General features: G+C 72.2%; 20 protein-coding genes. 14 read left to right on the forward strand and 6 right to left on the reverse strand.

The window, feature by feature from the left end; genetic code table 11:
• Positions 1 to 17: 17 nt before the first annotated feature.
• Complete coding sequence (locus O4U47_RS10180; RefSeq protein ID WP_270677479.1) at positions 18 to 2,504, reverse strand: HAD-IC family P-type ATPase; 2,487 nt, start codon at positions 2,502 to 2,504, stop codon at positions 18 to 20.
• Between the two features lie 405 nt (positions 2,505 to 2,909).
• Between O4U47_RS10180 and O4U47_RS10185 the strand changes: the two genes are divergently transcribed.
• The 4 genes from O4U47_RS10185 (at position 2,910) to O4U47_RS10200 (ending at position 6,341) form a co-directional block, all read left to right on the forward strand.
• Entirely contained in the window at positions 2,910 to 3,728 is an 819-nt protein-coding gene (locus O4U47_RS10185; protein ID WP_270677480.1) for an NRDE family protein, read from the forward strand.
• A 127-nt stretch (positions 3,729 to 3,855) separates the two neighbouring features.
• Positions 3,856 to 4,137 (forward strand): hypothetical protein, encoded by a 282-nt coding sequence (locus tag O4U47_RS10190; RefSeq protein WP_270677481.1) that lies wholly within the window; start codon positions 3,856 to 3,858, stop codon positions 4,135 to 4,137.
• A 91-nt stretch (positions 4,138 to 4,228) separates the two neighbouring features.
• Positions 4,229 to 5,458 carry a cysteine--1-D-myo-inosityl 2-amino-2-deoxy-alpha-D-glucopyranoside ligase gene (gene mshC, locus O4U47_RS10195; protein WP_270677482.1) on the forward strand — a complete coding sequence of 410 codons (1,230 nt, stop codon included), beginning with the start codon at positions 4,229 to 4,231 and terminating at the stop codon, positions 5,456 to 5,458.
• Between the two features lie 469 nt (positions 5,459 to 5,927).
• Positions 5,928 to 6,341 (forward strand): ABATE domain-containing protein, encoded by a 414-nt coding sequence (locus O4U47_RS10200; RefSeq protein ID WP_270677484.1) that lies wholly within the window; start codon positions 5,928 to 5,930, stop codon positions 6,339 to 6,341.
• A gap of 162 nt (positions 6,342 to 6,503) precedes the next feature.
• On the opposite strand, the gene O4U47_RS10205 is transcribed toward O4U47_RS10200, so the two are convergent.
• Positions 6,504 to 7,346, reverse strand: coding sequence for a PAC2 family protein (locus O4U47_RS10205; RefSeq protein ID WP_270677485.1), 843 nt, complete (start codon positions 7,344 to 7,346; stop codon positions 6,504 to 6,506).
• A gap of 258 nt (positions 7,347 to 7,604) precedes the next feature.
• On the opposite strand from O4U47_RS10205, the gene metH reads away from it, so the two are divergent.
• From metH to O4U47_RS10225, 4 genes are all read left to right on the forward strand, one after another.
• The gene (metH, locus tag O4U47_RS10210) at positions 7,605 to 11,078 is read left to right on the forward strand and encodes a methionine synthase (protein WP_270677486.1); all 3,474 of its coding nucleotides are present in this window, start codon (positions 7,605 to 7,607) and stop codon (positions 11,076 to 11,078) included.
• Positions 11,079 to 11,163: 85 nt separating this feature from the next.
• Positions 11,164 to 11,859, forward strand: a complete 696-nt coding sequence (locus O4U47_RS10215) for an HAD family hydrolase (protein ID WP_270677487.1) — start codon at positions 11,164 to 11,166, stop codon at positions 11,857 to 11,859.
• 132 nt (positions 11,860 to 11,991) lie between these two features.
• Positions 11,992 to 12,384 carry a hypothetical protein gene (locus O4U47_RS10220; protein WP_270677489.1) on the forward strand — a complete coding sequence of 131 codons (393 nt, stop codon included), beginning with the start codon at positions 11,992 to 11,994 and terminating at the stop codon, positions 12,382 to 12,384.
• 63 nt (positions 12,385 to 12,447) lie between these two features.
• Positions 12,448 to 12,840: a hypothetical protein gene (locus O4U47_RS10225; RefSeq protein WP_270677490.1), complete on the forward strand. Its 393-nt coding sequence runs from the start codon at positions 12,448 to 12,450 to the stop codon at positions 12,838 to 12,840.
• 144 nt (positions 12,841 to 12,984) lie between these two features.
• Here the strand turns inward: O4U47_RS10225 and O4U47_RS10230 are convergent, their stop codons facing one another.
• The 4 genes from O4U47_RS10230 to O4U47_RS10245 all read right to left on the reverse strand — a co-directional run bounded on the left by O4U47_RS10230 (position 12,985) and on the right by O4U47_RS10245 (position 17,095).
• On the reverse strand, positions 12,985 to 13,836 hold the full coding sequence (locus O4U47_RS10230; protein WP_270677492.1) for a metallophosphoesterase family protein: 852 nt from the start codon (positions 13,834 to 13,836) through the stop codon (positions 12,985 to 12,987).
• A 198-nt stretch (positions 13,837 to 14,034) separates the two neighbouring features.
• Positions 14,035 to 15,009 carry a TIGR03557 family F420-dependent LLM class oxidoreductase gene (locus O4U47_RS10235; protein ID WP_270677493.1) on the reverse strand — a complete coding sequence of 325 codons (975 nt, stop codon included), beginning with the start codon at positions 15,007 to 15,009 and terminating at the stop codon, positions 14,035 to 14,037.
• Between the two features lie 668 nt (positions 15,010 to 15,677).
• A complete protein-coding gene (locus tag O4U47_RS10240; RefSeq protein ID WP_270677494.1) occupies positions 15,678 to 16,079 on the reverse strand; it encodes a MerR family transcriptional regulator in 402 nt (133 codons plus the stop codon).
• A gap of 218 nt (positions 16,080 to 16,297) precedes the next feature.
• On the reverse strand, positions 16,298 to 17,095 hold the full coding sequence (locus O4U47_RS10245; protein WP_270677495.1) for an SDR family oxidoreductase: 798 nt from the start codon (positions 17,093 to 17,095) through the stop codon (positions 16,298 to 16,300).
• A 407-nt stretch (positions 17,096 to 17,502) separates the two neighbouring features.
• Between O4U47_RS10245 and O4U47_RS10250 the strand changes: the two genes are divergently transcribed.
• The 6 genes from O4U47_RS10250 (at position 17,503) to O4U47_RS10275 (ending at position 26,475) form a co-directional block, all read left to right on the forward strand.
• Positions 17,503 to 19,272: an ABC transporter substrate-binding protein gene (locus tag O4U47_RS10250; RefSeq protein ID WP_270677496.1), complete on the forward strand. Its 1,770-nt coding sequence runs from the start codon at positions 17,503 to 17,505 to the stop codon at positions 19,270 to 19,272.
• Positions 19,273 to 19,499: 227 nt separating this feature from the next.
• Positions 19,500 to 19,988, forward strand: a complete 489-nt coding sequence (locus O4U47_RS10255; protein ID WP_270677504.1) for a cellulose synthase — start codon at positions 19,500 to 19,502, stop codon at positions 19,986 to 19,988.
• Between the two features lie 566 nt (positions 19,989 to 20,554).
• Positions 20,555 to 21,586, forward strand: coding sequence for an ABC transporter permease (locus O4U47_RS10260; RefSeq protein ID WP_270677497.1), 1,032 nt, complete (start codon positions 20,555 to 20,557; stop codon positions 21,584 to 21,586).
• Between the two features lie 74 nt (positions 21,587 to 21,660).
• Positions 21,661 to 23,415: an ABC transporter substrate-binding protein gene (locus O4U47_RS10265; protein ID WP_270677498.1), complete on the forward strand. Its 1,755-nt coding sequence runs from the start codon at positions 21,661 to 21,663 to the stop codon at positions 23,413 to 23,415.
• A gap of 104 nt (positions 23,416 to 23,519) precedes the next feature.
• On the forward strand, positions 23,520 to 24,533 hold the full coding sequence (locus tag O4U47_RS10270; RefSeq protein ID WP_270677499.1) for an ABC transporter permease: 1,014 nt from the start codon (positions 23,520 to 23,522) through the stop codon (positions 24,531 to 24,533).
• 73 nt (positions 24,534 to 24,606) lie between these two features.
• Complete coding sequence (locus tag O4U47_RS10275) at positions 24,607 to 26,475, forward strand: dipeptide ABC transporter ATP-binding protein (RefSeq protein WP_270677500.1); 1,869 nt, start codon at positions 24,607 to 24,609, stop codon at positions 26,473 to 26,475.
• Positions 26,476 to 26,526: the final 51 nt, after the last annotated feature.

Here is a 26,526-nt window from a genome sequence, read left to right on the forward strand (position 1 = left end):
GGGCGGCGGGCGGCCCGTCACACCGCCGTGCTCTCCCGGCTCGGCTCCCCGACCCCTCCGGCCTCCTCGCGGCGGGCCTCCTCCTTGGCCATCAGGCGGTCGTCGACCAGCCGCACCACGGTGATCAGCGCCATCGCCGCGGCCGCCACGCCCAGGCCGGTCCAGAGCTTGCCCGGCTCGCTCACGTCCAAGGCGAAGAACGCCTGCCCCGCCGGCGTCAGCATCGCCGTCAGCAGCAGCCCCACCATCGCCCCGACCAGCAGGGCCTTCCACCACACGTACGGCTTGGCCACCAGCAGCAGCACCCACAGCGTGGTGGCGCACAGGGTGACCACCACCGCCGTCCGGTCGGCCGGGTCCGGGACCGACCGGCCGCCCAGCACCAGCAGGTAGGTCGTCACCGCCGCCGCCCCCGCGATCAGCCCCGACGGGACGGCCAGCCGCAGCGTCCGCCGCACGAACCCCGGCCGCGCCCGCTCGGTGTTGGGCGCCAGCGCCAGGAAGAACGACGGGATGCCGAACGTCACCGCGTTGATCAGCGTCGCGTGCCGCGGGAAGAACGGGTAGGCCACCGCCAGCACGCTCACCATCGTGGCCATCGTCATCGAGTACACGGTCTTGGTGAGGAACAGGTTGGCGACCCGCTCGATGTTGCCGATGACCCGCCGCCCCTCGGCCACCACCGCCGGGAGCGCCGAGAAGCGGTCGCCCAGCAGCACGATCTGCGCCACCGCGCGCGAGGCCGGGCTGCCCGCCCCCATGGCCACCCCGATGTCGGCCTCCTTGAGCGCCAGCACGTCGTTGACGCCGTCGCCGGTCATCGCGACCGTGCGGCCGCGCGCCCGCAACCCCCGCACCAGGTCCCGCTTCTGCTCGGGCGTGACCCGCCCGAACACCGTGGCGCGGTCGGCCTCCGCGGCGAACCCGTCCGGGTCGGCGGGCAGCTCGCGCGCGTCCCGGGGCTCATCGGCGCCCGGAAGCTCCACCGCCCGGGCCACCGCCCCCACCGACGCCGCGTTGTCCCCGGAGACGATCTTGACCTGCACGTCCTGCTCGGCGAAGAAGTCCAGGGCGTCCTTGGCGTCGCCGCGCAGCCGCTGGTCGAGCACGACCAGCGCCGCCGGACGCACCGGGCCCGGCGCCTCGGGTGCGTCCACCCGCTCGGCGGCCCGCCCCAGCAGCAGCACCCGGAGCCCGGTGCCGCCGATCCGCTCGGCCTCGGCCGCCTCCGGGCCGCCCGCGGGCGCCAGCACGTCGGGCGCGCCGAGCACCCAGTGCCGCTCGCCGTCCGGGGTGGCGAACGAGGCGCCGCTCCACTTGCGGGCCGAGGAGAACGCGGCCCGCGCCATGACCGTCCAGTCCTCCGGCGGCGCCCCCAGGGCCTCGGCGATCGCCGCGACGCTCGGGTTGGGGCGCGGGTCGGCCCCGGCCAGGGCCGCCAGCGCCGCCCGCGCCGGGGCGCCCCCGGAGCCGCCCATCTCGCGCACCTCGGCCAGGCGCATGCCGTTCTCGGTCAGGGTGCCGGTCTTGTCGGTGCACACCACGTCCACCCGGGCCAGCCCTTCGATGGCGGGCAGCTCCTGCACCAGGCACTTGCGCCGGCCCAGCCGGACGACCCCCACTGCGAAGGCGATGCTCACCAGCAGCACCAGCCCTTCGGGCACCATCGAGACCAGGGCGGCCACCATGCCGCGCAGCGCGTCCGCCAGCGGGCCGCTGATCTGCCCCCCGCCGACCGCGCCGTCGCCGGTGACCCGGCCGTTGAGGGCGAGCTGGCTGAACACCAGCAGCCCGCCGATGGGGAACAGCGCCCAGGTGATGAACCGCAGGATGCGGTCGATGCCCGAGCGCAGCTCGGAGTGGACCAGGCTGAACCGGCTCGCCTCCTCGGCGAGGCGGGCGGCGTAGGCGTGCCGCCCCACCTTCGCGGCGCGGTAGCGGCCGGCGCCGGCGACGATGAAGCTGCCCGACATGACGGTGTCCCCGGGCCGCTTGAACACGGGGTCGGCCTCGCCCGTCAGCAGCGACTCGTCGACCTCCAGCGCCTCGGCGAAGACCACGGTCCCGTCCACCACGACCTGGTCGCCCTGGGCGCACTCGACCACGTCGTCCAGCACGATCTCCTGGGCGGTGACCGGGGTGGCCGCGCCGTCGCGCACCACCCGCGGGCGGGCGGCGTTCACGATCGCCAGCTTGTCCAGCGTGCGCTTGGCGCGCAGCTCCTGGGCGATGCCGATGAGCGTGTTCACCACGATCACCATCGCGAACAGGCCGTCCTGGACCGGGCCGATCACCGCGATGATCGCGAACAGCACCGCCACCATGGCGTTGATGCGGGTCAGCACGTTGCCGCGGATGATCGCGCCGATACTGCGGCTGGCCCGCACCGGCACGTCGTTGGTCCGCCCGTCGGCCACCCGCGCGGCGACCTCGGCCGCGGTCAGCCCCTGCCCGGCGTCGGACACGGGGACGGGCGGGTCCTGCTGTTCGCCAGGGGCGGGCATGCGCGCTCCAGATCGTCGGTCGCGGGGCGGCCGGAGCCGAGGGGGCAGGCGGGTCTCCCGGGCGGTCTTCGGCCCGTGGCCGCCGGAACGGTGCCCGTTGCGCCGGGAGGCCCGAAGGGGCCGCCCGGGACGGGCTCCGCGCCCCGGCCTGCGAGCGGAGCCCGTCCCCCGCTCCGCCGACCGGTCGGCGCCGGCGCATCGGGGGGCGGTGGCCGCTCGTGTCCCGAGAAGCATCCGGGAAACACGCCGTAGCAGAGCTTAGGGGACGCCCAGGGCACACCGCGGTCGGGCAGGCGCGCCGGTCGCGGGTGGTGCCCGCCCCCCGCCGCAGGGGCGGGGTGGCCGGGGCGCCATAGTTGGGGCAGCGCCGCCGACGGCGGCACGGACGAGCCGCGGGAGGCGCCGATGTGCACGGTCATCACCGGATTCGATCCGTCGGCGCCGGTACCGCTGGTGTTGGCCGCGGTCCGCGACGAGCTGCTGCTGCGGCCGTGGGAGCCGCCCGCGCGGCACTGGCCCGACCGCCCCGGCCTGGTGGGCGGACGCGACACCGAGGCGGGCGGCACCTGGCTCGCGGTGCGCACCGGGCCCGGTGCGCGGGTGTGCGCGGTGCTCAACGCGGCCCCGCGCGGCGGGTCGGAGGGGGAGCCGCCCGTGCCGACGGTCCCGCCCGGGGCCCGGCTGAGCCGCGGCCGCCTGCCGCTGCTCGGTGCCGACGGCGGTACCGACGCGGCCGAGGGCGAGGACCTGGAACGCTACGAGCCCTTCCACCTGGTCGTCGCGGACCCGTCGGGCGGCGCCGTGCTCACCTGGGACGGCCGGGAGGAGCGCCGGGAGGCGCTGCCCGCCGGGGTGAGCGTGGTCACCAACTCCGGGCTGGACGCGGGCGCGCCGCGCGCGGTGCGGCACACGCCGGTGTTCGGCGCCGCCCGGCCCGGCCCCGGGGCGGGGGAGCTGGAGGCCGCCCGCACGCCCGAGGAGGTGTGGGGCGAGTGGCCGCGCCTGCTCGACGAGGGGGTGCGCGGCCCGGCCCGCACCGGAGGCTATGGGACGGGGGAGGACGACCCGGCGTCCCTGGCGGCCCACGTCGAACTGGGCCCGGACCGCGTGTGGGCGACCTCGTCCATGGCGCTGGCGGCCGTGGCGCCGGAGGGGGCGCGGATGGCGTTCAGCGCCGAGCCGGGCACCCCGGAGGCGTGGCGGATGGTCGGCGAGGTGCGCTGAGGGGGCGGGGGTGCGCGCCGGGCGAGGGACGGGCCACACCGTGTCAACCTCGAAACCGCGTTCAACGTCTGAAAGGGGACAGTGGGGCTGACGCCCCCCGGGCCGAGATCGGGAACGGGAAGGCCGTATGAACCGCCACGGTATCCGGCGGACACTGACCCGCCTGCGCGAGCTGCGCGGGTGGGGAACGAGCGGGCCCGCCGCGGAGCGGACCTCCACACGTACCGAACGGGCCTCCTACTGGCTTCTGTACGTGGTGGCGTTCGCGGCGGCCCTGACGCACTGGAACGCGGGCAACACCCTGATCGCGGTCGTGTGCGCCCTGGCGGCAGCCGCGGCCGTGTGCGCCATCGTGCGCTCGTCGCGCGGGGCCGGCCAGGGCGGCGGACCTGAACAACGTTCGGTCTGAGTTATTCCCGCACGGAATCGGCGAATGATCTCGTCCGGCGCGCCCTGGGGCCGGGAGGATTCGCCGTACATGGCCGGATAATCTCGGTGTCATGCGTTCTTGGTCTGCGCCCGACATCGTCCGCCTGCCCGGCAGCGGCGGACCGCTCCGCATCCACGACACCGTCACGGGGGGCCCGCGCGCCACCGCCCCCGGGCCGACGGCCCGCATGTACGTCTGCGGAATCACCCCCTACGACGCCGCGCACATCGGCCACGCCTTCACCTACCTGACCTTCGACCTGGTGAACCGGGTGTGGCGGGACGCGGGGCACGCCGTGGACTACGTGCAGAACACCACGGACGTGGACGACCCGCTGCTGGAGCGCGCCGAGGCCACCGGCGAGGGGTGGCGGGACCTGGCGTCCCGCGAGATCCAGGTGTTCCGCGAGGACATGGAGGCGCTGCGGGTGCTCCCGCCCCGCGCCTACGTGGGCGTCGTGGAGTCGGTCGGCCTCATCGCCGACTTCGTCGAGCGGCTGCGGGCCGCGGGCGCCGCCTACGACCTGGAGGGCGACATCTATTTCGCGGTCGAGGCGGCCGACCGCTTCGGCGAGATCGGCGGGATGGACCGCGCCGAGATGCTCGGCCTGTTCGGCGAGCGCGGCGGCGACCCCGACCGGCCCGGCAAGAAGGACCCCCTGGACTGGCTGCTGTGGCGGGCCGAGCGCCCGGGCGAGCCCTCCTGGGACGGCGGCCCCCTGGGGCGGGGCCGCCCCGGGTGGCACGTGGAGTGCAGCGCCATCTCCCTGCACGAGCTGGGGATGGGCTTCGACCTCAACGGCGGCGGGAGCGACCTGGTCTTCCCGCACCACGAGATGGGGGCCGCCGAGGCCTGCAAGGCGACCGGCGCGCACCCGCACGCGCAGAACTACATGCACGTGGGCATGGTCGGGCTCGACGGCGAGAAGATGTCCAAGTCGCGCGGCAACCTGGTGTTCGTCTCCGGGCTCCGCGAGGAGGGCGCCGACCCGATGGCGGTGCGCCTGGCGATGCTGCCGCACCACTACCGCACCGACTGGGAGTGGACCGCGAAGGGGCTGGAGGAGGCCGGTGAGCGCCTGGCGCGCTGGCGCTCGGCCGCCGCCCGGGAGTCGGGCCCGGACGCCGCCCCGGTGCTGGCCGTGGTGCGCAGGGCGCTCGCGGACGACCTGGACACCCCGGCCGCCCTGGCCGCCGTCGACGCGTGGGCCGAGGAGGCGAACGCGGGCGCGGGCGACGACCCGTCGGCCCCGGCCCTGGTGCGCGACACGGTCGACACGCTGCTGGGCGTGGAGCTGTAAGCGGAGCCGGAACAGGAAGCGGCGACCGTGCGCGCGGAGCGCGCACGAGGACGCGGGGCGGGCACCCTCCGGGCTGCCCGCCCCGCATCGTTGATCGGGGGCGGCGCTCGGCCCCTCCGTCACCGGTCTCGCATCGGCTTCGGGTGAGCCGACGATGAGGGGCGTACCAGGGCCGGGTCGGGGGTGATGAGGGCGGTGGCTCCACCGCCTCATCACCCTTGGGGCGGTCGAGCCACCACGCGGGATGCGCGATGCCCCCTCGGGCGTTCGCGGGCCGGATCGCGATGGCCGTGAGCGGCGTGCGGCGGCCGGGGCGCCGGGAGGCCGTGGGGCCGCCGTGCCGTCCCGGTGTCCAGGGGCGCCGCGCAGAATAAGGGGAGGATGTTCCCCTACGTGACAAACGGCCGATTGTGGTCGGGAACCTGCGGAACGCCATCGTGCCATGGCATTCCGTGGTGGGATGGCACCCATGACGACCACGACCCGACCGACCTCCGCCGCCGAGCTCGTCTCCGCGTTCGCCGGACCCCGCGGCGACCTGGCCGACCGCGCCGACCTCGCCCGCTTCCTGCGCGAGCACGGGCTGGTGAACGCCGGGGCCATCCCCATCACGCTGGCCGACTTCGACGAGGCCCTCTCCCTGCGCGACGGCATCCGCGCCCTGCTCTTCCAGGCCGCGGGCCGGGCCACCGACGAGGACGCCCTCGCGCGCGGGCAGCGGGTCCTGGACGGCCTGCGGGTCACCGTCCGGCTCGACCCGCAGGAGCAGCAGGGGGTGCTGGCCCCGGCGGTCGTCGACGAGGTCCGGCGCGGCCTGGCGCGCATCGCGGGCGCCTGGGCGGCCGTCGCCCTCACCGGGGAGTGGCGCGGCATCGACCTCTGAGCGCGCGCCGCAGGGCGTGGCGGACGGGCGCGGTGAACGAGGCGGGCGGGTGGCGGACGGAGCGGCGCGTCGGACTACCGGCGGTCATGCGGTCACCGGCCGCCGGCGGGAGCGCGGCGGCCCGCCCCGGCCGCCCGGCGCAGACCGCCCGGCGCCGGCCGTTCAGCCGTGGTCGCGGCGGCGCAGGTAGCGCTGGAACTCGCGGGCGATCGACTCGCCGCTGGCCTCCGGCAGCTCCGCGGCGTCCTTGGCCTCCTCCAGGCTGCGCACGTACCCGGCGATGTCCTCGTCCTCCGAGGCCAGCTCGTCCACGCCCGCCTCCCATGCGCGGGCGTCCTCGGGCAGCTCGCCCATGGGCACCGGGCGGTCCAGCACGTCCTCCACCCGCCGCAGCAGCGCCAGCGCGGCCTTGGGGCTCGGCGGCTGGGCCACGTAGTGCGGCACGGCCGCCCACAGCGACACCGTCTCGATGCCGGCCTCGGCGAACACGTCGTGCAGCACCCCCACGATCCCGGTGGGGCCCTCGTACTCGGTCGGCTCCAGGCTCAGGTCCGTGCCCAGCTCGGGCGGGGAGGCCACGCCGGTGACCGGCACCGGCCGGGTGTGCGGGGAGTCGGCCAGCAGCGCCCCCAGCATCACCGCGCGGCGCACGCCCAGCTCCCGGGCGACCGCCAGCAGGTCGGCGCAGAAGCCGCGCCAGCGCATGTTCGGCTCCGTGCCGCTCACCAGCACCACGTCCACGCCGTCCGCGCGGGCCGTGCGCACCCGGGTCGAGGGCCACTCCAGCCCCACGTGCCTGCCGTCGGCCACGGTGATCCGGGGCCGGGAGACCTGGAAGTCGTAGTAGTCGTCGGTGTCCAGGCGGGTCAGGTCCTCGGCCTTCCAGGCCGAGGCCAGCTGCTCCAGCGCGGCGCTGGCGGCCTCTCCGGCGTCGTTCCAGCCCTCGAAGGCGGCCACCAGGACGGGCTCGACGAGATCGGGGGCGCCGTCGTCGAGCTCAGGCACAGGCTGCCTCCTCACCGCGCCCGCCGTCCGGGCGGGCCCATCGCTTACTCCTCGCACGGACACGCACAACCCTACGGGGTCCCGGCCGCGCAGGGGAACGCCGTGCGGTATCGTTCCGTCCAGCGAAACGCGTAGCGCGGACAGAATCATTCCGGACGAAGATGTCCCGGCTGTCTGACCTGCTGAAACGTAGGTACTTGCCAGTCGGTGACCCCCGTATGCGCAACTCTCGCCCGGTCGTCACTACAGTAAAGGGTCATGAGCTCTCGACTCTCCTTCCGGGATGCCCTCGCCCGCCGCGTCATCGTCGCCGATGGCGCGATGGGCACCATGCTGCAAGGCCACGATCTCGGCCTCGACGACTTCGAAGGCCATGAAGGCTGCAACGAGATCCTCAACGTCACCCGTCCCGACGTGGTGCGCTCGACCCACGCGGGGTTCTTCGACGTCGGCGTGGACTGCGTCGAGACCAACACCTTCGGCGCCAACTTCGGCAACCTGGGCGAGTACGACATCGTCGACCGCACCTACGAGCTGGCCGAGTCCGGTGCCCGCATCGCGCGCGAGGTCGCCGACGAGTACTCCACCGCCGACCACCCCCGATACGTCCTGGGCTCGGTGGGCCCGGGCACGAAGCTCCCCTCCCTGGGCCATGCGCCCTTCGCCCTGCTCCGCGACTACTACGAGCAGTGCCACCGCGGCCTGATCGAGGGCGGCGCCGACGCCATCCTCATCGAGACCTGCCAGGACCTGCTGCAGACCAAGGCCGCGGTGATCGGCGCCATGCGGGCCCGCCGCGCCCTGGGCAGCGACATCACCGTCATCGCCCAGGTCACCATCGAGACCACCGGCACCATGCTGATGGGCTCGGAGATCGGCGCCGCGGTCACCGCGCTGGAGCCGCTGGGCATCGACATGATCGGGCTCAACTGCGCCACCGGTCCGGCCGAGATGAGCGAGCACCTGCGCTACCTGTCGCAGCACGCCACCGTGCCGATCTCCTGCATGCCCAACGCGGGCCTGCCCGAGCTGGGCACCGACGGCGCGGTCTACCCGCTGCAGCCCTCCGAGCTGGCCGACGCCCACGACAGCTTCACCTCCGAGTTCGGCCTGTCCATGGCCGGCGGCTGCTGCGGAACCACCCCCGAGCACCTGCGCCAGGTGGTCGAGCGGGTGCAGGGCCGGGGCGTCAAGGACCGCACGCCGGTCAGCCACCCCTCGGCGGCCTCGCTCTACCAGAGCGTGCCCTTCCGCCAGGACGCCAGCTACCTCGCCGTCGGCGAGCGCACCAACGCCAACGGATCCAAGAAGTTCCGCGAGGCGATGATCGAGGAGCGCTACGACGACTGCGTCGAGATCGCCCGCGAGCAGATCAGCGACGGCGCCCACCTGCTCGACCTGAACGTGGACTACGTGGGCCGCGACGGCGGCCAGGACATGCGCGAGCTGGCCTCGCGCCTGGCCACCGCCTCCACCCTGCCGCTGATGCTCGACTCCACCGAGCCGGCGGTGCTGGAGGCCGGGCTGGAGCTGGTCGGCGGCCGCGCGGTGATCAACTCGGTCAACTACGAGGACGGCGACGGCCCCGACTCGCGGTTCGCCCGCATCATGCGCCTGGTCAAGGAGCACGGCGCCGCGGTGGTCGGGCTGTGCATCGACGAGGAGGGCCAGGCCCGCACCGCGGACTGGAAGGTCCGGGTGGCCTCCCGCATCATCGACGACCTGGTCGGCAACTGGGGCATGCGCACCGGTGACATCGTCATCGACTGCCTGACCTTCCCCATCACCACCGGTCAGGAGGAGACGCGCCGCGACGGCATCGAGACGCTCGAGGCCATCAAGGAGCTCAAGCGGCGCTACCCCGAGGTGCAGACCACGCTGGGCCTGTCCAACCTGTCCTTCGGCCTCAACCCGGCCGGGCGCATCGTGCTGAACTCGGTGTACCTGGCCGAGGCGGTCGAGGCGGGCCTGGACTCGGCGATCGCGCACGCCTCCAAGATCCTGCCGATGAACCAGATCCCCGAGGAGCAGCGCAAGGCCGCCCTCGACCTGATCTACGACCGGCGCGAGGGCGACTTCGACCCGCTGGCCGCGTTCATGGAGCTCTTCGACGGCGTGGACGCCAAGGAGATGAAGGCCTCCCGCGCCGAGGCGCTGGCCGCGCTGCCGCTCTGGGAGCGGCTGCAGCGCCGGATCATCGACGGCGAGCAGGTCGGCATGGACGATGACCTGGCCGCCGCCCTGGAGGAGAAGAAGGCGCTGGAGATCGTCAACGACGACCTGCTCGCCGGGATGAAGGTCGTGGGCGACCTGTTCGGCTCCGGCCAGATGCAGCTGCCCTTCGTGCTGAAGTCGGCCGAGGTGATGAAGTCGGCGGTGGCATTCCTCGAGCCGCACATGGAGAAGGCCGAGGACGACGACGGCAAGGGCCGCATCGTGCTGGCCACCGTCAAGGGCGACGTCCACGACATCGGCAAGAACCTCGTGGACATCATCCTGTCCAACAACGGCTACGACGTGGTCAACATCGGCATCAAGCAGCCGGTGTCGTCCATCCTGGAGGCCGCCGAGGAGAACCGGGCCGACATGATCGGCATGTCCGGCCTGCTGGTGAAGTCCACCGTGATCATGAAGGAGAACCTCGAGGAGATGAACTCCCGGGGCATCTCCGACAAGTTCCCGGTGCTGCTGGGCGGCGCCGCGCTCACCCGCTCCTTCGTCGAGGAGGACCTGGCCGAGCTGTACCAGGGCGAGGTCCGCTACGCCAAGGACGCCTTCGAGGGGCTGCGCCTGATGGACGCCTTCATGGCGGTCAAGCGCGGCGAGGAGGGCGCCGAGCTGCCCGCGCTGCGCACCCGCCGGGTCAAGGGCGGCGCCAAGCTCAAGGTGACCGCGCCCGAGGACATGCCCGCCCGCAGCGACGTGGCCACCGACAACCCGGTGCCCGTGCCGCCGTTCTGGGGCGACCGGATCAGCAAGGGCATCCCGCTGGCCGAGTACACCGCCTACCTGGACGAGCGGGCGACCTTCATGGGCCAGTGGGGGCTCAAGGGCTCCCGCGGCAAGGAGGGCCCCAGCTACGAGGAGCTGGTGGAGACCGAGGGCCGGCCGCGCATGCGGATGTGGCTGGACCGCATCCAGACCGAGGGCTGGCTGGAGGCCGCGGTCGTCTACGGCCACTTCCCCTGCTACAGCGAGGGCGACGACCTGGTCGTCCTCGACGAGGACGGGGCCGAGCGGACCCGGTTCACCTTCCCGCGCCAGCGCCGCGACCGGCACCTGTGCCTGTCGGACTACTTCCGCCCGAAGGAGTCCGGGCAGACCGACGTGGTCTCCTTCCAGGTGGTCACCGTCGGCGGGGGCATCTCCAAGGCCACCCAGGCACTGTTCGAGAAGGACGCCTACCGCGACTACCTCGAACTGCACGGCCTGTCGGTGCAGCTGACCGAGGCGCTCGCGGAGTACTGGCACACCCGGATCCGCTCGGAGCTGGGCTTCGCGGGCGAGGACCCGGCCGACATCGAGCAGTTCTTCAAGCTGGGCTACCGGGGGGCGCGGTTCTCCCTGGGGTACGGGGCCTGCCCCGACCTGGAGGACCGGGCCAAGATCATGAAGCTGCTGGAGCCCGAGCGCGTCGGCGTCACCCTGTCGGAGGAGTTCCAGCTCGTTCCCGAGCAGGCCACCGACGCGATCGTGATCCACCACCCGGAGGCCAAGTACTTCAACGTCTGACGGGCACCGGGGCCCGCAGGCACCCGACGACCGAAGGAGGAAGGGCGCCCGCCCCCGCGCACGCGGGGGCGGGCGCCCCACCGCGATGAGCAGTACACCGACCCGCGTCCTGCCCGACGCCGTCCTGTTCGACATGGACGGCACCCTCATCGACAGCGAGGGGCTGTGGGGGGAGGCCGAGGCCGAGGTCGTCGCCGAGCTGGGCGGCGTCTGGACCGAGGAGGACCACCGCCGCAACGTGGGCGGGGCCGCGGAGAAGGTGGGCCGCTACGTCGCCGACCTGCCCGGGGTCCGGGCCGAGCCGCGGGAGGTGATCGCCCGGATGCAGGCGGCGTTCGGGCGCCGCCTGGCCGAGGGCGCCGACCCGCGCCCCGGCGCCAAGGAGCTGGTGGCCGCGGTGGCGGCCTCGCCGGTCCGCTCGGCGCTGGTCACCTCCACCGAGCGGCACCTGATCTCCTCGGCGATCGGCGCCATCGGGCTGGAGTCGTTCGACCTGTCGGTCGGCGGCGACGAGGTGGAGGCCAACAAGCCGCACCCGGAGCCGTACCTGAAGGCCGCCCGCCTGCTCGGGGCCGACCCGGCGCGGTGCGTGGCGGTGGAGGACTCGGCGGTGGGCGTGGCCTCGGCGCTGGCCGCGGGCTGCGCCACGGTGGCGGTGCCGATGATGGTCCCGATCGAGCCCGCGGAGGGCCTGACGGTGGTCGACACCCTGGAGGGCGTCGACCTGGAGTGGCTGGCCGACCTGGTCGGACGCCACACCGCCCGCTCCGCCGGGGTCTGAGCCCGGAGGACACCGAAGCGGGGCCGGGCACCACGCCCGGCCCCGCACGTGTGTCGTCCCCCCGCCCGGAGCCGCGACGCCGTCGGTTGCGTCGAATGCAGGGGAATGTCGGAAATAGACAAGAGGTCAGAAATGTCCTACGAGTGGTTCTTGTGGGGGCTGGCCGCCGTGTCGGCGGCGGCCGTCTCGCTGGCACTGGCCTCCATGACACGCGGATGGAAGGCCAAGGTCTTCGCCTTGGGGGTCTTCCCGCTGGCCATCAGCGCCGTGATGGTGCTCAGGTCCACGGCACGGGGCATCGATCCGGTGGAGGCGCTGCACATCTTCATCCTGTGTACGCTCGACCTCGCGCTCATGCGCCTCGTCTTCGCCGGGTGGATACGGCGCCAATGGGAGCTCTACGACCGCGAGGGGCGCTGGGCGCAGACGTCGGCGGGGCAGCTGGCCGTCTTCTTCGCGGCGTTCATCACGGGTCTCGCGGTCTTGGGAGCCAGCCTGTGGGGGGTCGAGGAAGCCCTGTACTGACCTCCTGACGCTCTCCCCCTTCCCACCACTCTCGACCGACGATGAAGGACAGGCGGCACTCCGGTGACCCATGAAGAGTTCCAGTGGATCATGGCCGTGGTGTGGGGCGTCGCGTTCGCGGCCGCCATGGCGAGCATGGCCTACGGCTGGAAGCGTGTGCTCTTCGCCGTGGTGTTCCCTCTGATCATCGGCGGGTCCCTGTTTCTGAAGACGGTCGGCGGCGAGGTGCAGGACGGCGGGACGGCCCTGCGGATCTTCATCACGCTGTCGATGGTCGTGGTGCTGGTCCGTCTGGTGTTCGCGCGCTGGCTCCGCGAGCAGCGGGAGCGGTACAACGCCGGGTACCCGCCGCCGTCGGCGACGTTCCTCAACCTCACCGTGGTCATGACGGTCGTCCTCGGCGGAGGGGCTCTGTCCTGGGCCCTTCTCTGGTGGCTCGAGGTCACCTACTTCTGAACGGCGGGTTTCCAGGACCTCGCGCAGCTCTTTCGACACACGGGTCAACTCGTCCAGGTCGCCCGCGCTCTCCGCGGCGTTCTCCGGCTCTCTTACACGGGCGAGGGTCGGCGGGTCGGATGAACGCGGGAAGCTCGCCTGGCGCTACCCCCACTCGCCGCGGTTCGGGTCGGCGGGGAGGATGGGGCGTAGGCCCACCTCCGGGTGGCGGGGGCGCTTCCATTCGCGCGGGTATCCGACCGACACCTCCTCGAAGCGGACGCCGTCGTACCACGTCGTCCTCGGGATGTGCAGGTGGCCGTAGACCACGCACTTCGCGCGGAACCGTAGGTGCCAGTCGGCCGTGCGGTCGGTGCCGCACCACTGGGCGAACTGCGGGTAGCGCAGGATGTCGGTCGGCGCCCGCACCAGCGGGTAGTGGTTGACCAGCACCGTCGGCAGATCCTGCGGGATCTCCTCCAGGCGGCGCTCGGTCTCCTCCACCCGCGCCGCGCACCAGGACTCGCGGTCGGGGTAGGGGTCGGGGAACAGCAGGTGCTCGTCCGTGCAGACGATCCCGGTGTCGTAGGCGACCTTCAGCGACTCCTCCTTGGTGTCCGTGCCCGGGGCGCGGAAGGAGTAGTCGTAGAGGAGGAAGAGCGGGGCCACCGCCACCGGCCCCCCGGCGCCCTCCCAGACCGGGTAGGGGTCCTCGGGCGTGAGCACGTCCAGCTCCCGGCAGACCTTGACGAGGTGCTCGTAGCGCTCCACCCCGCGCAGGTCCACCGTGTCGCGCTTGGACGTCCACAGCTCATGGTTGCCGGGCGTCCAGAGGACCTTGGCGAACCGCTCCCTGAGCACTCCGAGCGCCCAGGCGATGCGGTCCGTGGTTTCGGCCACGTCTCCGGCGACGATCAGCCAGTCGTCGGGGGACTCGGGCCGCAGCCCCTCGACCAGCGCGCGGTTGTCCGGGTGGGCGGCGTGCAGGTCGCTCACCGCGAGCAGGGAGCCGGTCATGCCCGGCCTCCCGCGCGGTCGCCGGGCAACGGAGGAGAAAGGCGGCGGAGGCCGGTCGCTCCGCCGCCGCGGCTGGTCGTCATGGTCGAGGGCCGCCCTTCCCACGGGGTCCTGTCACAGCGGTCCCCATTCAACCCGGTACCGTCCCGGGTCCGCAGCCCGGGGCCCCGCGGGCGCAAGGGGCCCAGGCCCGGTGCGTCAGCCCATCGGCGCCGGTTCGAGGGTGCGCAGGGGCTCGTTGAGCTCCTCTCGGAAGAAGTCGAAGAACCCGTCGGGGTCGGGGCCCGCGTTGACCAGGGCCAGACGGTCGAACCCGGCGTCGGCGAAGCGGCGCGCCGCCTCCAGGTGCCGCTCCGGGCCGGGGCCGTAGCCGAACGCCGCGGCCATGTCCTCCTTGCCGACGGCCTCCGTGGCCGCGTCGAAGTTGGCCGGGTTGGGCAGCTCGGCCATCACCTTCCAGCCGGTCACACCGAACCGGAACATCCGCCGGGCCGACTCCAGGGCGGAGTCCTCGTCGCGCGCCCACGCCAGCGGCACCTCGGTGTAGGCGGGCCCGCTTCCGCCCGCCTCGCGGTAGGCCTCCAGCAGCTCCCGGCGCGGCTCGGTGGTGAACAGGGCATCGCCCAGCTCGGCCGCCATCCGCGCCGCGGACGGACCGCCCGCCGCCACGGCGATCGGAGGCGGCGGGTCGGGAAGGTCGAACACGCGCGCGTCGGCGATGCTCAGGTGGCGGCCGCAGTAGGAGCGGTAGCCGCCGCGCCACAGCAGCCGGATGATCTCCAGGGCCTCCTGGAGCATCTCCTGGCGCACCGCGGGGGCCGGCCAGCCGCCGCCGACCACGTGCTCGTTGAGCCGCTCGCCCGACCCGGCCCCCAGGGTGAAACGGCCCCCGGACAGCAGGCCCGTGGTGGCCGCGGCCTGGGCGACGATGGCGGGGTGGTAGCGGCGCGTCGGGCAGGTGACCCCGGTCGCCAACCCGATGCGCTCGGTGCGCGCGGCGATCGCGCCGAGCACCGTCCACACGAACGCCGAATGCCCGTGGTCGCTCAGCCAGGGGTGGTAGTGGTCGCTCACCTCGACGAAGTCGAACCCGGCCGCTTCGGCGGCGGCCGCCTGCCGTACCAGCTCTCCGGGGCCGTAGCCCTCGGCGAAGAGTTTGTAACCGATCTGCATGGGACCCCCTCTGCGACACCCCTCCGGACGGCCGCCAGACGGCTACCCGCCGCGCCGCGCGCGGACACCTGGGCGACCGGAGGTTGACGAGGGCTTTGACCGCCAGGGAGACACATGCCCACACCACCCACGGAGAACGGCGCCGGAGACCGCCTGCGCGCCCCTGGAAGGCTGCACGCCTGCGACCGCTGCGAGATCGAATACCTCGTTCCGCAGTCCCTCGTGCCACAGGTGCGGGCGGAACCCAAGGCGGGTGGCTCCGGAGGGTGCCGGGCGCCGGGCGCCCGAAGGGGCGCCCCGGTGAAAAAGTGATCCCCTGTGGGGAGGTCGGCAGGGTACGCAGCGAAAGGGCCACCGACCTCCCCGCAGGGAAGGACCCTACTCTCACGTGCGAGGAGCATTCCAATCGGCGGGATCGGCCGGACGGGTCGGTGCACGGGCGACGGCCCGGCTCCGGTGCGGCCTAGGGGGTGTTGTGTGGATCATGGCCGTAGCGAGCGGCGTCCAGGTGCGTTCGTCGCGAGAACGCTGTGTTTCCCGAAAAGCAGGGGAGTCAGCCTGGGTGCGCTGTCGACCGATGAGGACGCAGCGAGGGGCGTGCCCGGGCGTCGCGCAGTAGGTCGTGATCCACACAACACCCCCTAGTGCGAACGGGGCCGCTCCGTGCCTCAGGGAGAGCGGTAGTGGGCCCGCTGCTCGCCCAAACGCTCCGCGAACTCCTCGGCGGCCATCAGCTTCTTGCGCAGATCGGCGCTGCGTTCGGCCGCCGAGGTGTAGTACTCGTCCAGGCGCCGCAGCAGCTCGGCCCGCGTGCGCTCATCGTCGGGCGACGCGTCGAGCTCGTCCAGGACGGAGAGGAGGTCCTTGATCTCCTCCAAGGAGAAGTCCAGCGGCTTCATCCGTTTGATGAGCAGGAGCCTGTCCACGTCCGCCTCCGTGTAGAGGCGGAAGCCGCCCTGCGACCGCGCCGAGGGGCGCACCACGCCCACGTCGTCGTAGTGGCGGATCGTGCGCAGCGACAACCCCGTGCGCTCGGCGACCTCGCCGATGCGCATGAGCGCGTCGCCCATCGAAGCCCTCCCCCTGTTCTCCTTCCGGCCCCGGTTGCGCACGTGCACACCCGTTCCGGAGCCGGTATCCGTGCTGGAGAGTCTGCCATGCGGACGCGCCACCCGGCGCATAGGGCGGGGAGTGGCGGCCGAGGACGCGTCGGACGGGGCATCGTCAACGAGGCCGCCGCCCACAGGGCTGCGCCGGTCCCGGCTCCCGTCCTCAGCGGCCCCCGGGTTCAGCGGAACGCGTCCGCGTGCTCGCGCGCCCACTCCGCGAAGGACCTCGCGGGCCTCCCGGCCACCTCCTGCACGGTCGCCGCGGGCGCGGGCGCGTCGTACCCGCAGACCCCGTGCGGCGTGCGCCCGCCCCGCTCCCCACCGGTCGCGTCGAACTTGACCTCCCGGCCGACCGCCTCCCCGATCGCGCGCGCCTTGTCGTAAGGCGTCAGCGCCTCGGGCCCGGTGAGCGGGTAGTACCGGCCTCCGTGCCCCTCCTCGGTCAGTGCCCGGGCCGCCACCGCCGCGATGTCGCCCGGGTCCACCACCGGGGAGGGCACCCCCGCCGTCGGCACGGCCACCACCCCGGTTCCCCGGACCGCCGGGGCCCACGCCAGCGTGTTCGAGGCGAACTCCCAGGGGCGCAGCACGGTCCAGGCCAACCGGCTGCCGAGCACCGCCCGCTCCGTGCGCAGGGCCGCCCGGCCCATGGCCGAGGACGGATGGGTGGCGGCCAGCAGTGACGACACCGCGACCACCCGCTCCACGCCGGCGTCGGCCGCGGCTCGCAGCACCCCGGGCGCGTCCTCCCGCCCGGTGGGCAGGAGGAACAGGGCGCGTACCCCGTCGAGTGCGGCCCGCAGTGTCGTGGGCCGCTCCAGGTCGCCCTCGGCGGCGACGGCGGGGCCGGGGACGGCGCCGTCGGCGGCGGCGCGGACGGCGTCCCGGGTCAGGGCGCGCACGGGAGCCCCTTCCCGGAGGAGCGTCCGGACCAGGGGGCGCCCGATGTTCCCCGTCGCCCCGGTCACCAGGATCATGCGTGCCTCCATCGCGGCGGGAGGGTGCGGTGGGAGGGGCCGCGCCGCTCCCGCCGGGCGCCCGCGGCCGTCCACGATCCTGCGACCTCAAGTGCGCTCGAGGTCAACGTGGGGGCCGTGTGACCTGGCGCACCGGTCCCGGGAGGCGGCCGGGCAGGGATGAAGCGGGGCTTCGGTCACGCGTGAAGCCGCCGTGAATGCAGGGGGTCACCACCCGTGGTGGGGCGTAGTAGTTACCTGTTCTTAGACGAACTGTGATTTAACTCCTCCTAAATTGGCCGCAGCGTGCATCAGAGGCCGAATCCGAATCACGCCTGTCGAGGCGCCGGTGCTCTGACCGGGCACGGCCTCGCGGGGTGTGCCGCTCGCTGATGCGTACGACCGTTGCTTTCGAGAGAGGCGAGACATTGAAGAGAACAGCGCTGGGCACGATCGCGGCCACAGCCGCGACGGCCCTCCTGCTGTCGGCCTGCGGCGGTGGCGGAGGCGACGGCACGGGCGCCTCCGACGCGGAGTTCGACCAGGGGCAGACGGAGATCGTCAACGCCTCCGACGAGAAGGGCGGCACCCTCCGGTTCGCCATCTCGGCCAACATGGAGAACGCGGACCCGGGCAACATGTACTACGGGTACATGTGGAACTTCTCCCGGCTGTACGCGCGGACGCTCTACACCTATGACGCGCAGCCGGGCGAGGCGGGCCAGGAGGTCGTGCCGGACCTCGCCGAGGGTGAGCCCGAGGTGAGCGAGGACGGCAAGACCTGGACGGTCAAGCTCAAGGAGGGCCTGAAGTACGAGGACGGCTCGGACATCATCGCCGAGGACGTCAAGTACGCCATCGCCCGCAGCAACTTCGGCCCCGAGGCCCTGCCGAACGGCCCCAAGTACTACAAGGAGCACCTCGCCGAGTCCGACGACTACGAGGGCCCCTACGAGGACACCGACGAGCCGCTCAAGGGCTTCGGCGGCATCGAGACCCCGGACGACCACACCCTGGTCTTCCACCTCAAGGAGCCGTTCTACGACTTCCAGTACGTGCTGGTGCAGCCGCAGTCCGCGCCGGTCCCGGCCGACAAGGACAAGGGCGAGCAGTACCAGCAGCACGTGCTCTCGTCCGGGCCGTACAAGTTCGACGGCGACTACACCCCGGGCAACGGACTGAAGCTGGTCCGCAACGACCAGTGGGACCAGGAGTCGGACCCGGTCCGCACCGCCCTTCCGGACAACATCACCGTCCAGGAAGGCGTGGAGCAGAACGAGATCGACCAGCGCCTGGAGAGCGGCGACCTCGACGTCGACCTGGGCGGCACCGGGCTGGGCCCGGCCAAGAAGGGCGAGCTGCTCCAGGACGAGGACGCCAAGACGCGCATCGACAACCCGACCAACGGCGGGCACTACTACCTGACCGTCAACACCCAGGTCGAGCCGTTCGACAAGCTGGAGTGCCGCCAGGCCGTCGAGTACGGGGTCGACAAGAGCGCCGTGCACCGCGCCTGGGGCGGTTCGGCCGGCGGCGACATCGCCAACACCATCCTGCCGCCCGTGGTCCCCGGCCACGACCCGGAGAGCGACGTCTACCCGGCCGAGGACCCGGAGGCCCAGAAGGGCAACCCGCCCGAGGCCGAGGCCATGCTCGAGGAGTGCGGTGAGGACGGCATCGAGACCAACCTGGGCGTGCGCAGCGACCGCCCGGCCGAGGTCTCCGCGGCCGAGGCCATCCAGGAGAGCCTGGACAAGGTCGGCATCACGGTGAACATCAAGCAGTACCCGTCGGACACGTTCACCAACACCCAGGCGGGCTCCCCGAGCTTCGTGCACAAGGAGGAGCTGGGCCTGAACATCTACGGCTGGCTGCCCGACTGGAACACCGGCTACGGCTACATGAGCCAGATCCTCGACGGCGGCGCCATCAAGGACGCGGGCAACTCCAACATCTCCGAGCTCGACAACGACGAGGTCAACGAGCTCCTCGACGAGGTCACCAAGATCGAGGACACGGAGAAGCGCGACGAGATGTCGAAGGAGATCGACAAGCTCGCCATGGAGCAGGCCGTGATCGTTCCGATGGTCTACAGCAAGGCCGTGCTCTACCGGCCCGACAACGTCACCAACGTCTTCTTCAACCGCAGTTGGAAGATGTACGACTACGCCACCCTCGGGACCACCAACACCGGCTGATCCCGGGACCGGCGCCTGATGCGGCGGATCCCCGACAGGGGGCCGCCGCGGCCCGGGGCGCGGTGCCGACGGCGCCGCGCCCCGGGCCCACTCCTTTTCCGGCCCCCAGAGGCCTCCCGCGCCACCGCCCCCTCAGGGGGCACCACCTAGGGAGCGACCCCGATGCGCGCGGCGGGCCCCGGTGCGAGACTGGGGGCATGCCGGAAACATTGCCGATCGCAGGTCCGATGCTCGGGGCGGCCATCACGATCGTGGGGCTGCTGATCTCATGGGTGGTCTGGCGCCGCCGGGGCGCGGCGGCGGGGCTGCGCGGCGTGGCCTGGTCGCTGGTTCCGCTGGCCGCCGGCCTGCTGGGGCTGATGGCCACGGTGTGGCGGGCGGTGGCCGACATCTTCGGGATCCTCGCCGGGCTGCTGTTCAACCCGATGGTGTGGGCCGGTGTCGCGATCGCCGCGCTGGCCGCGGTGCTCTTCGTGGTCTCCGGCGTCATGCGCGCCAAGGGCAAGGGGGTGCGCACCGCCCAGGGAGGCGGCGAGCCCAAGCGCGGGAAGAAGGCCGCCGAGGGCGGCGCGGCCCCCGGCCTGGAAGGTGGCGGCGCGGCCCAGGATCCCGCGGCGCAGTCCGCGGGCGGCGGCCGCGGCAAGAAGGCCAAGGCCGGCGGCGACGACGACATGGGCGATATCGAAGACCTGCTGCGCAAGCACGGGATCGAGTAGGCGGGGCCGAGCCCCCGCGCGCGGCGCCCCCGGCGGGTCGGCCGCTCGGCACACGCGCGCCCCGGACCGGTCCGGGGCGCGCTGTTTAATGTCCGCTTCATGGTGTTCTATACCTTTTCTTGTCGTATGATGTGCGCCATGGAGCGGCCGCCCCCGCCGCGCCCCGGTGCGGGCGCGGCATCCGGGGCGGCGGCCCTGTTTCGTGCAGACTGGGTGGCACCAGGTGAGTGCCTGCCGACGTGTCGTGACATGACGGATTCGTTGGTGAGCAGTCACGATTCAGCCACAAGAGTGTGATTTGGACGGTCCGCGATGTGAGCGGGCGTACATTGATCGCGGTGCAAACTGATCTGCACGAATCCTGTTAGCCACGTCGAGCTTCGGTGTTAAGCCGACGGGCGGGCTGGCAGATCCGGCGGCGGCCCACGCGCCGCGCCGGACACGACCGGCCAGCCCGGAGCCGGCCCACCGGCCGGACCCGAGCCGGCCCGGTCGACCCATCACCGGCCTGCCGCCGGTGCCGAAGCCGCGACACCAAGCGGAAGTAGTGGGGGAGTAGTGGTGCCATGAGCGCGCCTTCGGACGCACCTGAGAAGCAGGTGGAGGAAAGCGGCGCAGCGGCCGAGGCCGCCGCCAAGGCACCCGCCGCCGCCGAACGGTCCCTCCGCCAGATCGCCTGGCAGCGCTTCCGCCGCGACAAGGTCGCCATGGGCGGCGCCGTCGTCGTGGTGCTGCTCATCGCCATGGCGGTGCTGGCCCCGCTTCTCACCAAGCTCTTCGGGTTCCCGCCCAACGAGTTCCACCAGGACCTGATGGACCCGCTCACCGGCGGCGCCCTCAACGACCCGGCCGACCCCGCCTCGGGCATCGACCCCTGGGGCGGCATGTCCTCGGAGCACCTGCTGGGGCTGGAGCCGGTCACCGGCCGCGACATGTTCAGCCGCATCGTCTACGGTGCGCAGATCTCCCTGCTGGTCGCCTTCGGCGCCACCGTGCTGTGCGTGGCCATCGGCACGGTCCTCGGCATCGTCGCCGGGTACTTCGGCGGGATCACCGACACCATCATCAGCCGGGCCATGGACATCTTCCTGGCCTTCCCGCTGCTGCTGTTCGCCATCGCCCTGGCCGGGGTCGTCCCCGACGGCGCCTTCGGACTGCAGGGCAACGCGCTGAGGGTCGGCCTGCTGATCTTCATCATCGGCTTCTTCAACTGGCCCTATATCGGCCGTATCGTGCGGGGCCAGACCCTCATGCTCAAGGAGCGCGAGTTCGTCGAGGCGGCGCGCAGCCTCGGTGCCGGGAGCGGGCACATCCTCTTCCGCGAGCTGCTGCCCAACCTCATCACGCCGATCCTCGTCTACTCGACGCTGCTCATCCCGACGAACATCATCTTCGAGGCCTCCCTCTCCTTCCTCGGCGTCGGGATCAACCCCCCCACCCCGAGCTGGGGCGGCATGCTGTCCGACTCTCTGGACTTCTACACCACGTCGCCCCATTTCGTGATCATCCCGGGCCTGGCCATCTTCATCACCGTTCTCGCGTTCAACCTGTTCGGTGACGGCCTGCGGGACGCCTTCGACCCCCGCTCGTCCGACTGAGCGCACGGGGGCGGCCGCCCGGGGCGGGCCGGGGGCCGCGGCGCACGATCACGCCTACCGAGAAAGGCAGGGAATTGAGCAAGTCATCACTGGGGCTGGCCGCACTGGGGGTGTCGTCGGTGCTGCTGCTGAGCGCATGCGGCGGCGGTGGCGGCTCCGAAGGCGGCGCGGCGGGGTCCTTCGACCAGGCCACCACCGAGGTCGTCAACGCCTCCGAAGAGCAGGGCGGCACGCTGCGGTACGCCATCTCGGCGAACATCGAGAGCACCGACCCGGGCAACACCTACTACGGGTACGTCTGGAACTTCAGCCGGTACTACGCCCGGACGCTGCTGACCTACAACGCCGAACCGGGCAAGACCACCGAGACGGTCCCGGACATGGCCGCCGAGATGCCGGAGATCAGCGACGACGGCAAGTCCTACACCGTCAAGCTGCGCGACGGCCTCACCTACGAGGACGGCTCGGCGATCACCAGCGAGGACATCAAGTACGGCATCGCGCGCAGCAACTTCGGCGACGACGCGCTGCCCAACGGTCCGCGCTACTTCAAGGAGCTGCTGGCCGACAGCGAGGACTACGAGGGCGTCAACGCCAACCCCTCCGACCCGCTGGCCGGGTTCGACGGCATCGAGACGCCGGACGACCAGACCCTGGTGTTCCACCTCAAGAAGCCCTTCGCGGACTTCCCGTACGTGCTGGTGCAGCCGCAGACCGCGCCGGTCCCGGCCGACGCCGACAAGGGCCAGCAGTACCAGGAGCACGTCGTCTCCTCCGGCCCCTACAAGTTCGAGGGCGACTGGACCCCCGGCAGCGGCCTGACCCTGGTGCGCAACGAGGAGTGGAACCCCGACTCCGACCCGGTCCGCCCGGCCCTGCCGGACAAGATCACCGTCGAGGAGGGCGTCGACCAGAACGAGATCGACCAGCGCCTCATCAACGGCGAGCTCGACGTCGACCTGGGCGGCACCGGTCTGGGCCCGGCCCAGAAGGGCGACATCCTCACCGACGAGGACGCCAAGGCCAACGCGGACAACCCGGAGAACGGGTCGCTGCGCTACGTCGCGGTCAACACCGTCGTCGAGCCGCTGGACAACGAGGCCTGCCGGCAGGCGGTCATGTACGCGGCCGACCACAACTCGCTCCAGCGCGCCTGGGGCGGCGCCGCCGGCGGTGAGATCCCCAACGACGTCATCCCGCCGGCCATCCCCGGCCACGACCCCAAGCTCGACCTGTACCCCTCCGAGGGCGACAAGGGCGACCTGGACAAGGCCGAGGCCAAGCTGGAGGAGTGCGGCGAGGAGGACGGCTTCTCCACCAACCTCGGCGTGCGCAGCGACCGCCCCACCGAGGTCGCCGCGGCCGAGGCGCTGCAGGCCAGCCTGGAGCGGGTCGGCATCAAGGTGAACATCAAGCAGTACCCCTCGGACACCTTCACCAACACCCAGGCGGGCTCGCCGGACTTCGTCCACGAGAACGAGCTGGGGCTGAACATCTACGGCTGGATCCCGGACTGGCCCACCGGCTACGGGTTCCTCAGCTACATCGCCCACGGCGACAACATCAAGAAGGCCGGCAACTCCAACATCTCCGAGCTCGACGACGAGGAGATCAACGAGATGCTGGACGAGGCCGTCGCCACGGAGGACGCCAGCGAGCAGGAGCGCCTCTACAAGGAGATCGACCGCCGGATCATGGAGACCGGCGCCATCCTGCCCATCGTCTTCGAGAAGTCGGTGCTGTACCGGCCCGAGAACCTGACGAACGTGCGGTTCAGCGCCGGGTACGCGATGTACGACTACATGCCGCTCGGTACCACGAACACCTAGCGGCTCCCGGAACCCCGACCCTTCGACCTGAGAGTTAGGCAGGTGAAGGCCGCGGGGGCGGCCGGGCCCACACCGGGCCCGGCCGGCCTCCACGGCCGGATACGTTGGTCACTTATCTTCTTCGTCGCCTCGGCGCCGGCGTCCTGCTGCTCGCCATCGTCACCCTGGTGACCTTCCTGATCTTCTACGTGGTGCCCCGGATGGCCGGGCAGACCGTCCAGCAGCTCGCCACGATGTACGTCGGCAAGGCCCCCACCGAGGAGGCCATCCAGGCCACCATCGACCGGCTCAACCTGGACCAGCCCATCGCGCTGCAGTTCTGGGAGTTCATCAAGGGCATCTTCGTCGGCGCCACCTACACCTTCGGCGGGCGCGAGGTCGTGTGCTCCGCGCCCTGCTTCGGCTACTCCTTCCAGAACTACACCGAGGTCTTCCCCGAGATCGTGTCCCGGCTCCCGGTGACCTTCTCCATGGCCATCGGCGCCGGCATCATCTGGCTGGTCGGCGGCGTGTCCGTGGGCGTCATCTCGGCCATCAAGAAGGGCAGCGTCTTCGACCGCGTCAGCATGGGCCTGGCCCTGGCGGGCGTGTCCCTGCCGGTGTTCTTCACCGGCCTGCTGTCGCTGGCCTTCCTGGTCCACTCCTGGGAGTGGTTCGACACCCCGCGCTACGTCCCCTTCTTCGAGGACCCGATCGGCTGGGCGACCGCGCTGTTCCTGCCCTGGCTCACCCTGGCCTTCCTGCACGCCGCCCAGTACGCCCGGCAGACCCGGGCCGGCATGCTCGAGACGATGGGCGAGGACTACATCCGCACCGCGCGGGCCAAGGGCCTGCCCGAGTGGAAGGTGATCCTCAAGCACGGGCTGCGCCCCACCCTCACCCCGATCGTCACCATCTTCGGGCTGGACATCGGCCTGGTGCTGGGCGGCGCGGTGCTCACCGAGACCGTGTTCTCGCTCAACGGCATCGGCCGCTACGCGGTGCAGGCGATCATCTCCCAGGACCTCCCCGTCATCCTGGGCGTCACCCTGTTCGGCGCCTTCTTCGTGGTGGTCGCGAACCTCATCGTCGACCTGCTCTACGCCTGGGTCGACCCCCGCGTGCGCGTGGCCGGCTGAGGACCTGGACAACGAACTCCCGCTCCCCGCGCCGCCCCGGCGGCCGGGGCCCGATCCGAAGGAAAGACCGGCAATGACGACCACGGGCACAGGACAGGACGCCGCCGGGCCGGCGGTGCTCGTCCAGGACCTCTCCATCACCTTCCCGACGATGGACGGCGACGTCCACGCCGTCGACGGCCTCTCCTTCGAGGTCGCCCCCGGCGGCGCGCTGGGCATCGTCGGCGAGTCGGGCTCCGGCAAGAGCGCCACCTCACTGGCGCTGATGGGCCTGCACCGCGGCACCCGCGCCCGGATCACCGGGGGGATCGCGGTGGCCGGCACCGACATCGTGGCGGCCTCCAACGCCCGCATCCGGCAGATGCGCGGCAACGACATCGCGATGGTCTTCCAGGACCCGATGTCCTCGCTGCACCCGCAGTACACCATCGGCAACCAGCTCATCGAGGCCTACCGCACCCACCGCCCCAAGGCCACGCGCGCGGAGGCCAAGGCGCGCGCCGTCGAGGCCCTGGACCGGGTGGGCATCCCCGAGCCGGGGCGGCGGATCAACTCCTACCCGCACGAGTTCTCCGGCGGCATGCGCCAGCGCGTCATCATCGCCATGGCGCTGATGTGCGACCCCAAGGTGCTGCTGGCCGACGAGCCCACCACGGCCCTGGACGTCACCGTCCAGGCGCAGATCCTCGACCTGCTCGACGACCTGCGCCGCGACCTGGACATGGCGCTGATCCTGGTCAGCCACGACCTGGCGGTCGTCGCCGGGTCCGTGGACGAGGTCCTGGTCATGCAGAAGGGCAAGGCGGTCGAGCGCGGCGAGGTGCGCAAGGTCCTCTCCGAGCCCGAGCACCCCTACACCCGGGCGCTGCTGGCGGCGGTGCCGCGGGTGGAGGTCTCCCGGGCCCAGCGCCGGGCCGAGATCCGCGCCGACCGCGCCGCCGCAGAGGGCACCGGCCCGGCCGGGGACGCGGCCGCCGCCGACGCGGACGCCGGGAAGGCCGCGGCCGCGCCCGCGAAGGAGGCCGCGGCGGACGCCGGGCGCACCGGCGCCACGGCCCTGCCCGAGGCCGACACCGCGTGGGACCCGGAGCGGGACCCGCTGCTGTCGGTGGACAACGTGCGCATGCGCTTCCGCGTGCGCGGCGGCATGATGGGCAAGAGCACCGACCTCTACGCCGTCGACGGGGTCTCCTTCGACCTGCACAAGGGCGAGACGCTGGGGGTCGTCGGCGAGTCCGGGTCCGGCAAGTCGACCCTGTCGCGCATGGTCATGCGGCTGCTGGAGCCCACCGAGGGCAAGGTCGTCTTCGAGGGGCGCGATATCACGCACATCTCCGAGCGCAGCCTGCGCCCGCTGCGCCGCGACGTGCAGATGATCTTCCAGAACCCCTACTCGTCGCTGAACCCGCGGCTGACCATCGGCGACAGCATCGGCACCGCGCTGCGGGTGCAGGGCGAGACCGACGGCAAGCTCATCAAGCGGCGCGTGCAGGAGCTGCTGGAGCGGGTCGGCCTGGAGCCGCTGCACTACAACCGGTTCCCGCACGCCTTCTCCGGCGGCCAGCGCCAGCGCATCGCCATCGCGCGGGCGCTGATCCTGCGCCCCAAGCTGGTGATCTGCGACGAGCCCGTCTCGGCGCTGGACGTGTCCACGCAGGACCAGGTGCTGCGGCTGCTGTCGGAGCTGCAGGACGACTTCGACCTGACCTATATCTTCGTGGCGCACGACCTGGCGGTGGTGCGCCAGGTCAGCGACCGCGTCGCGGTCATGCAGAAGGGCAGGGTCGTCGAGCTGAGCGACAGCGACTCGGTGTACGAGAGCCCGCAGGACGAGTACACGCGCTCGCTGCTGAACGCGGCCCCGGTCCTCGACCCGGACGAGGCCCGCGAGCACCGCGCCGAGCGCGTCCGCCTGCGCGCGGGCGACGGCGAGGCCGCCTAGGGCGTGTTTCTTGGATCTTGAGTCTCGGGTCTGTGGCTCACAACCCCGGTC

The sequence above is a fragment of the Nocardiopsis suaedae genome (assembly GCF_027706745.1).
GTDB lineage: Bacteria > Actinomycetota > Actinomycetes > Streptosporangiales > Streptosporangiaceae > Nocardiopsis_A > Nocardiopsis_A suaedae.

Bases quoted from the DNA above. Each gene is read 5' to 3' on its own strand.
- O4U47_RS10275 (WP_270677500.1), top strand. From the start codon at position 24,607: ATGACGACCACGGGCACAGGACAGGACGCCGCCGGGCCGGCGGTGCTC.
- O4U47_RS10245 (WP_270677495.1), bottom strand. From the start codon at position 17,095: ATGATCCTGGTGACCGGGGCGACGGGGAACATCGGGCGCCCCCTGGTC.
- O4U47_RS10185 (WP_270677480.1), top strand. From the start codon at position 2,910: ATGTGCACGGTCATCACCGGATTCGATCCGTCGGCGCCGGTACCGCTG.
- mshC (WP_270677482.1), top strand. From the start codon at position 4,229: ATGCGTTCTTGGTCTGCGCCCGACATCGTCCGCCTGCCCGGCAGCGGC.
- O4U47_RS10230 (WP_270677492.1), bottom strand. From the start codon at position 13,836: ATGACCGGCTCCCTGCTCGCGGTGAGCGACCTGCACGCCGCCCACCCG.
- O4U47_RS10260 (WP_270677497.1), top strand. From the start codon at position 20,555: ATGAGCGCGCCTTCGGACGCACCTGAGAAGCAGGTGGAGGAAAGCGGC.
- O4U47_RS10240 (WP_270677494.1), bottom strand. From the start codon at position 16,079: ATGGGCGACGCGCTCATGCGCATCGGCGAGGTCGCCGAGCGCACGGGG.
- O4U47_RS10215 (WP_270677487.1), top strand. From the start codon at position 11,164: ATGAGCAGTACACCGACCCGCGTCCTGCCCGACGCCGTCCTGTTCGAC.
- O4U47_RS10190 (WP_270677481.1), top strand. From the start codon at position 3,856: ATGAACCGCCACGGTATCCGGCGGACACTGACCCGCCTGCGCGAGCTG.
- O4U47_RS10200 (WP_270677484.1), top strand. From the start codon at position 5,928: ATGACGACCACGACCCGACCGACCTCCGCCGCCGAGCTCGTCTCCGCG.
- metH (WP_270677486.1), top strand. From the start codon at position 7,605: ATGAGCTCTCGACTCTCCTTCCGGGATGCCCTCGCCCGCCGCGTCATC.
- O4U47_RS10180 (WP_270677479.1), bottom strand. From the start codon at position 2,504: ATGCCCGCCCCTGGCGAACAGCAGGACCCGCCCGTCCCCGTGTCCGAC.
- O4U47_RS10235 (WP_270677493.1), bottom strand. From the start codon at position 15,009: ATGCAGATCGGTTACAAACTCTTCGCCGAGGGCTACGGCCCCGGAGAG.
- O4U47_RS10220 (WP_270677489.1), top strand. From the start codon at position 11,992: ATGTCCTACGAGTGGTTCTTGTGGGGGCTGGCCGCCGTGTCGGCGGCG.
- O4U47_RS10255 (WP_270677504.1), top strand. From the start codon at position 19,500: ATGCTCGGGGCGGCCATCACGATCGTGGGGCTGCTGATCTCATGGGTG.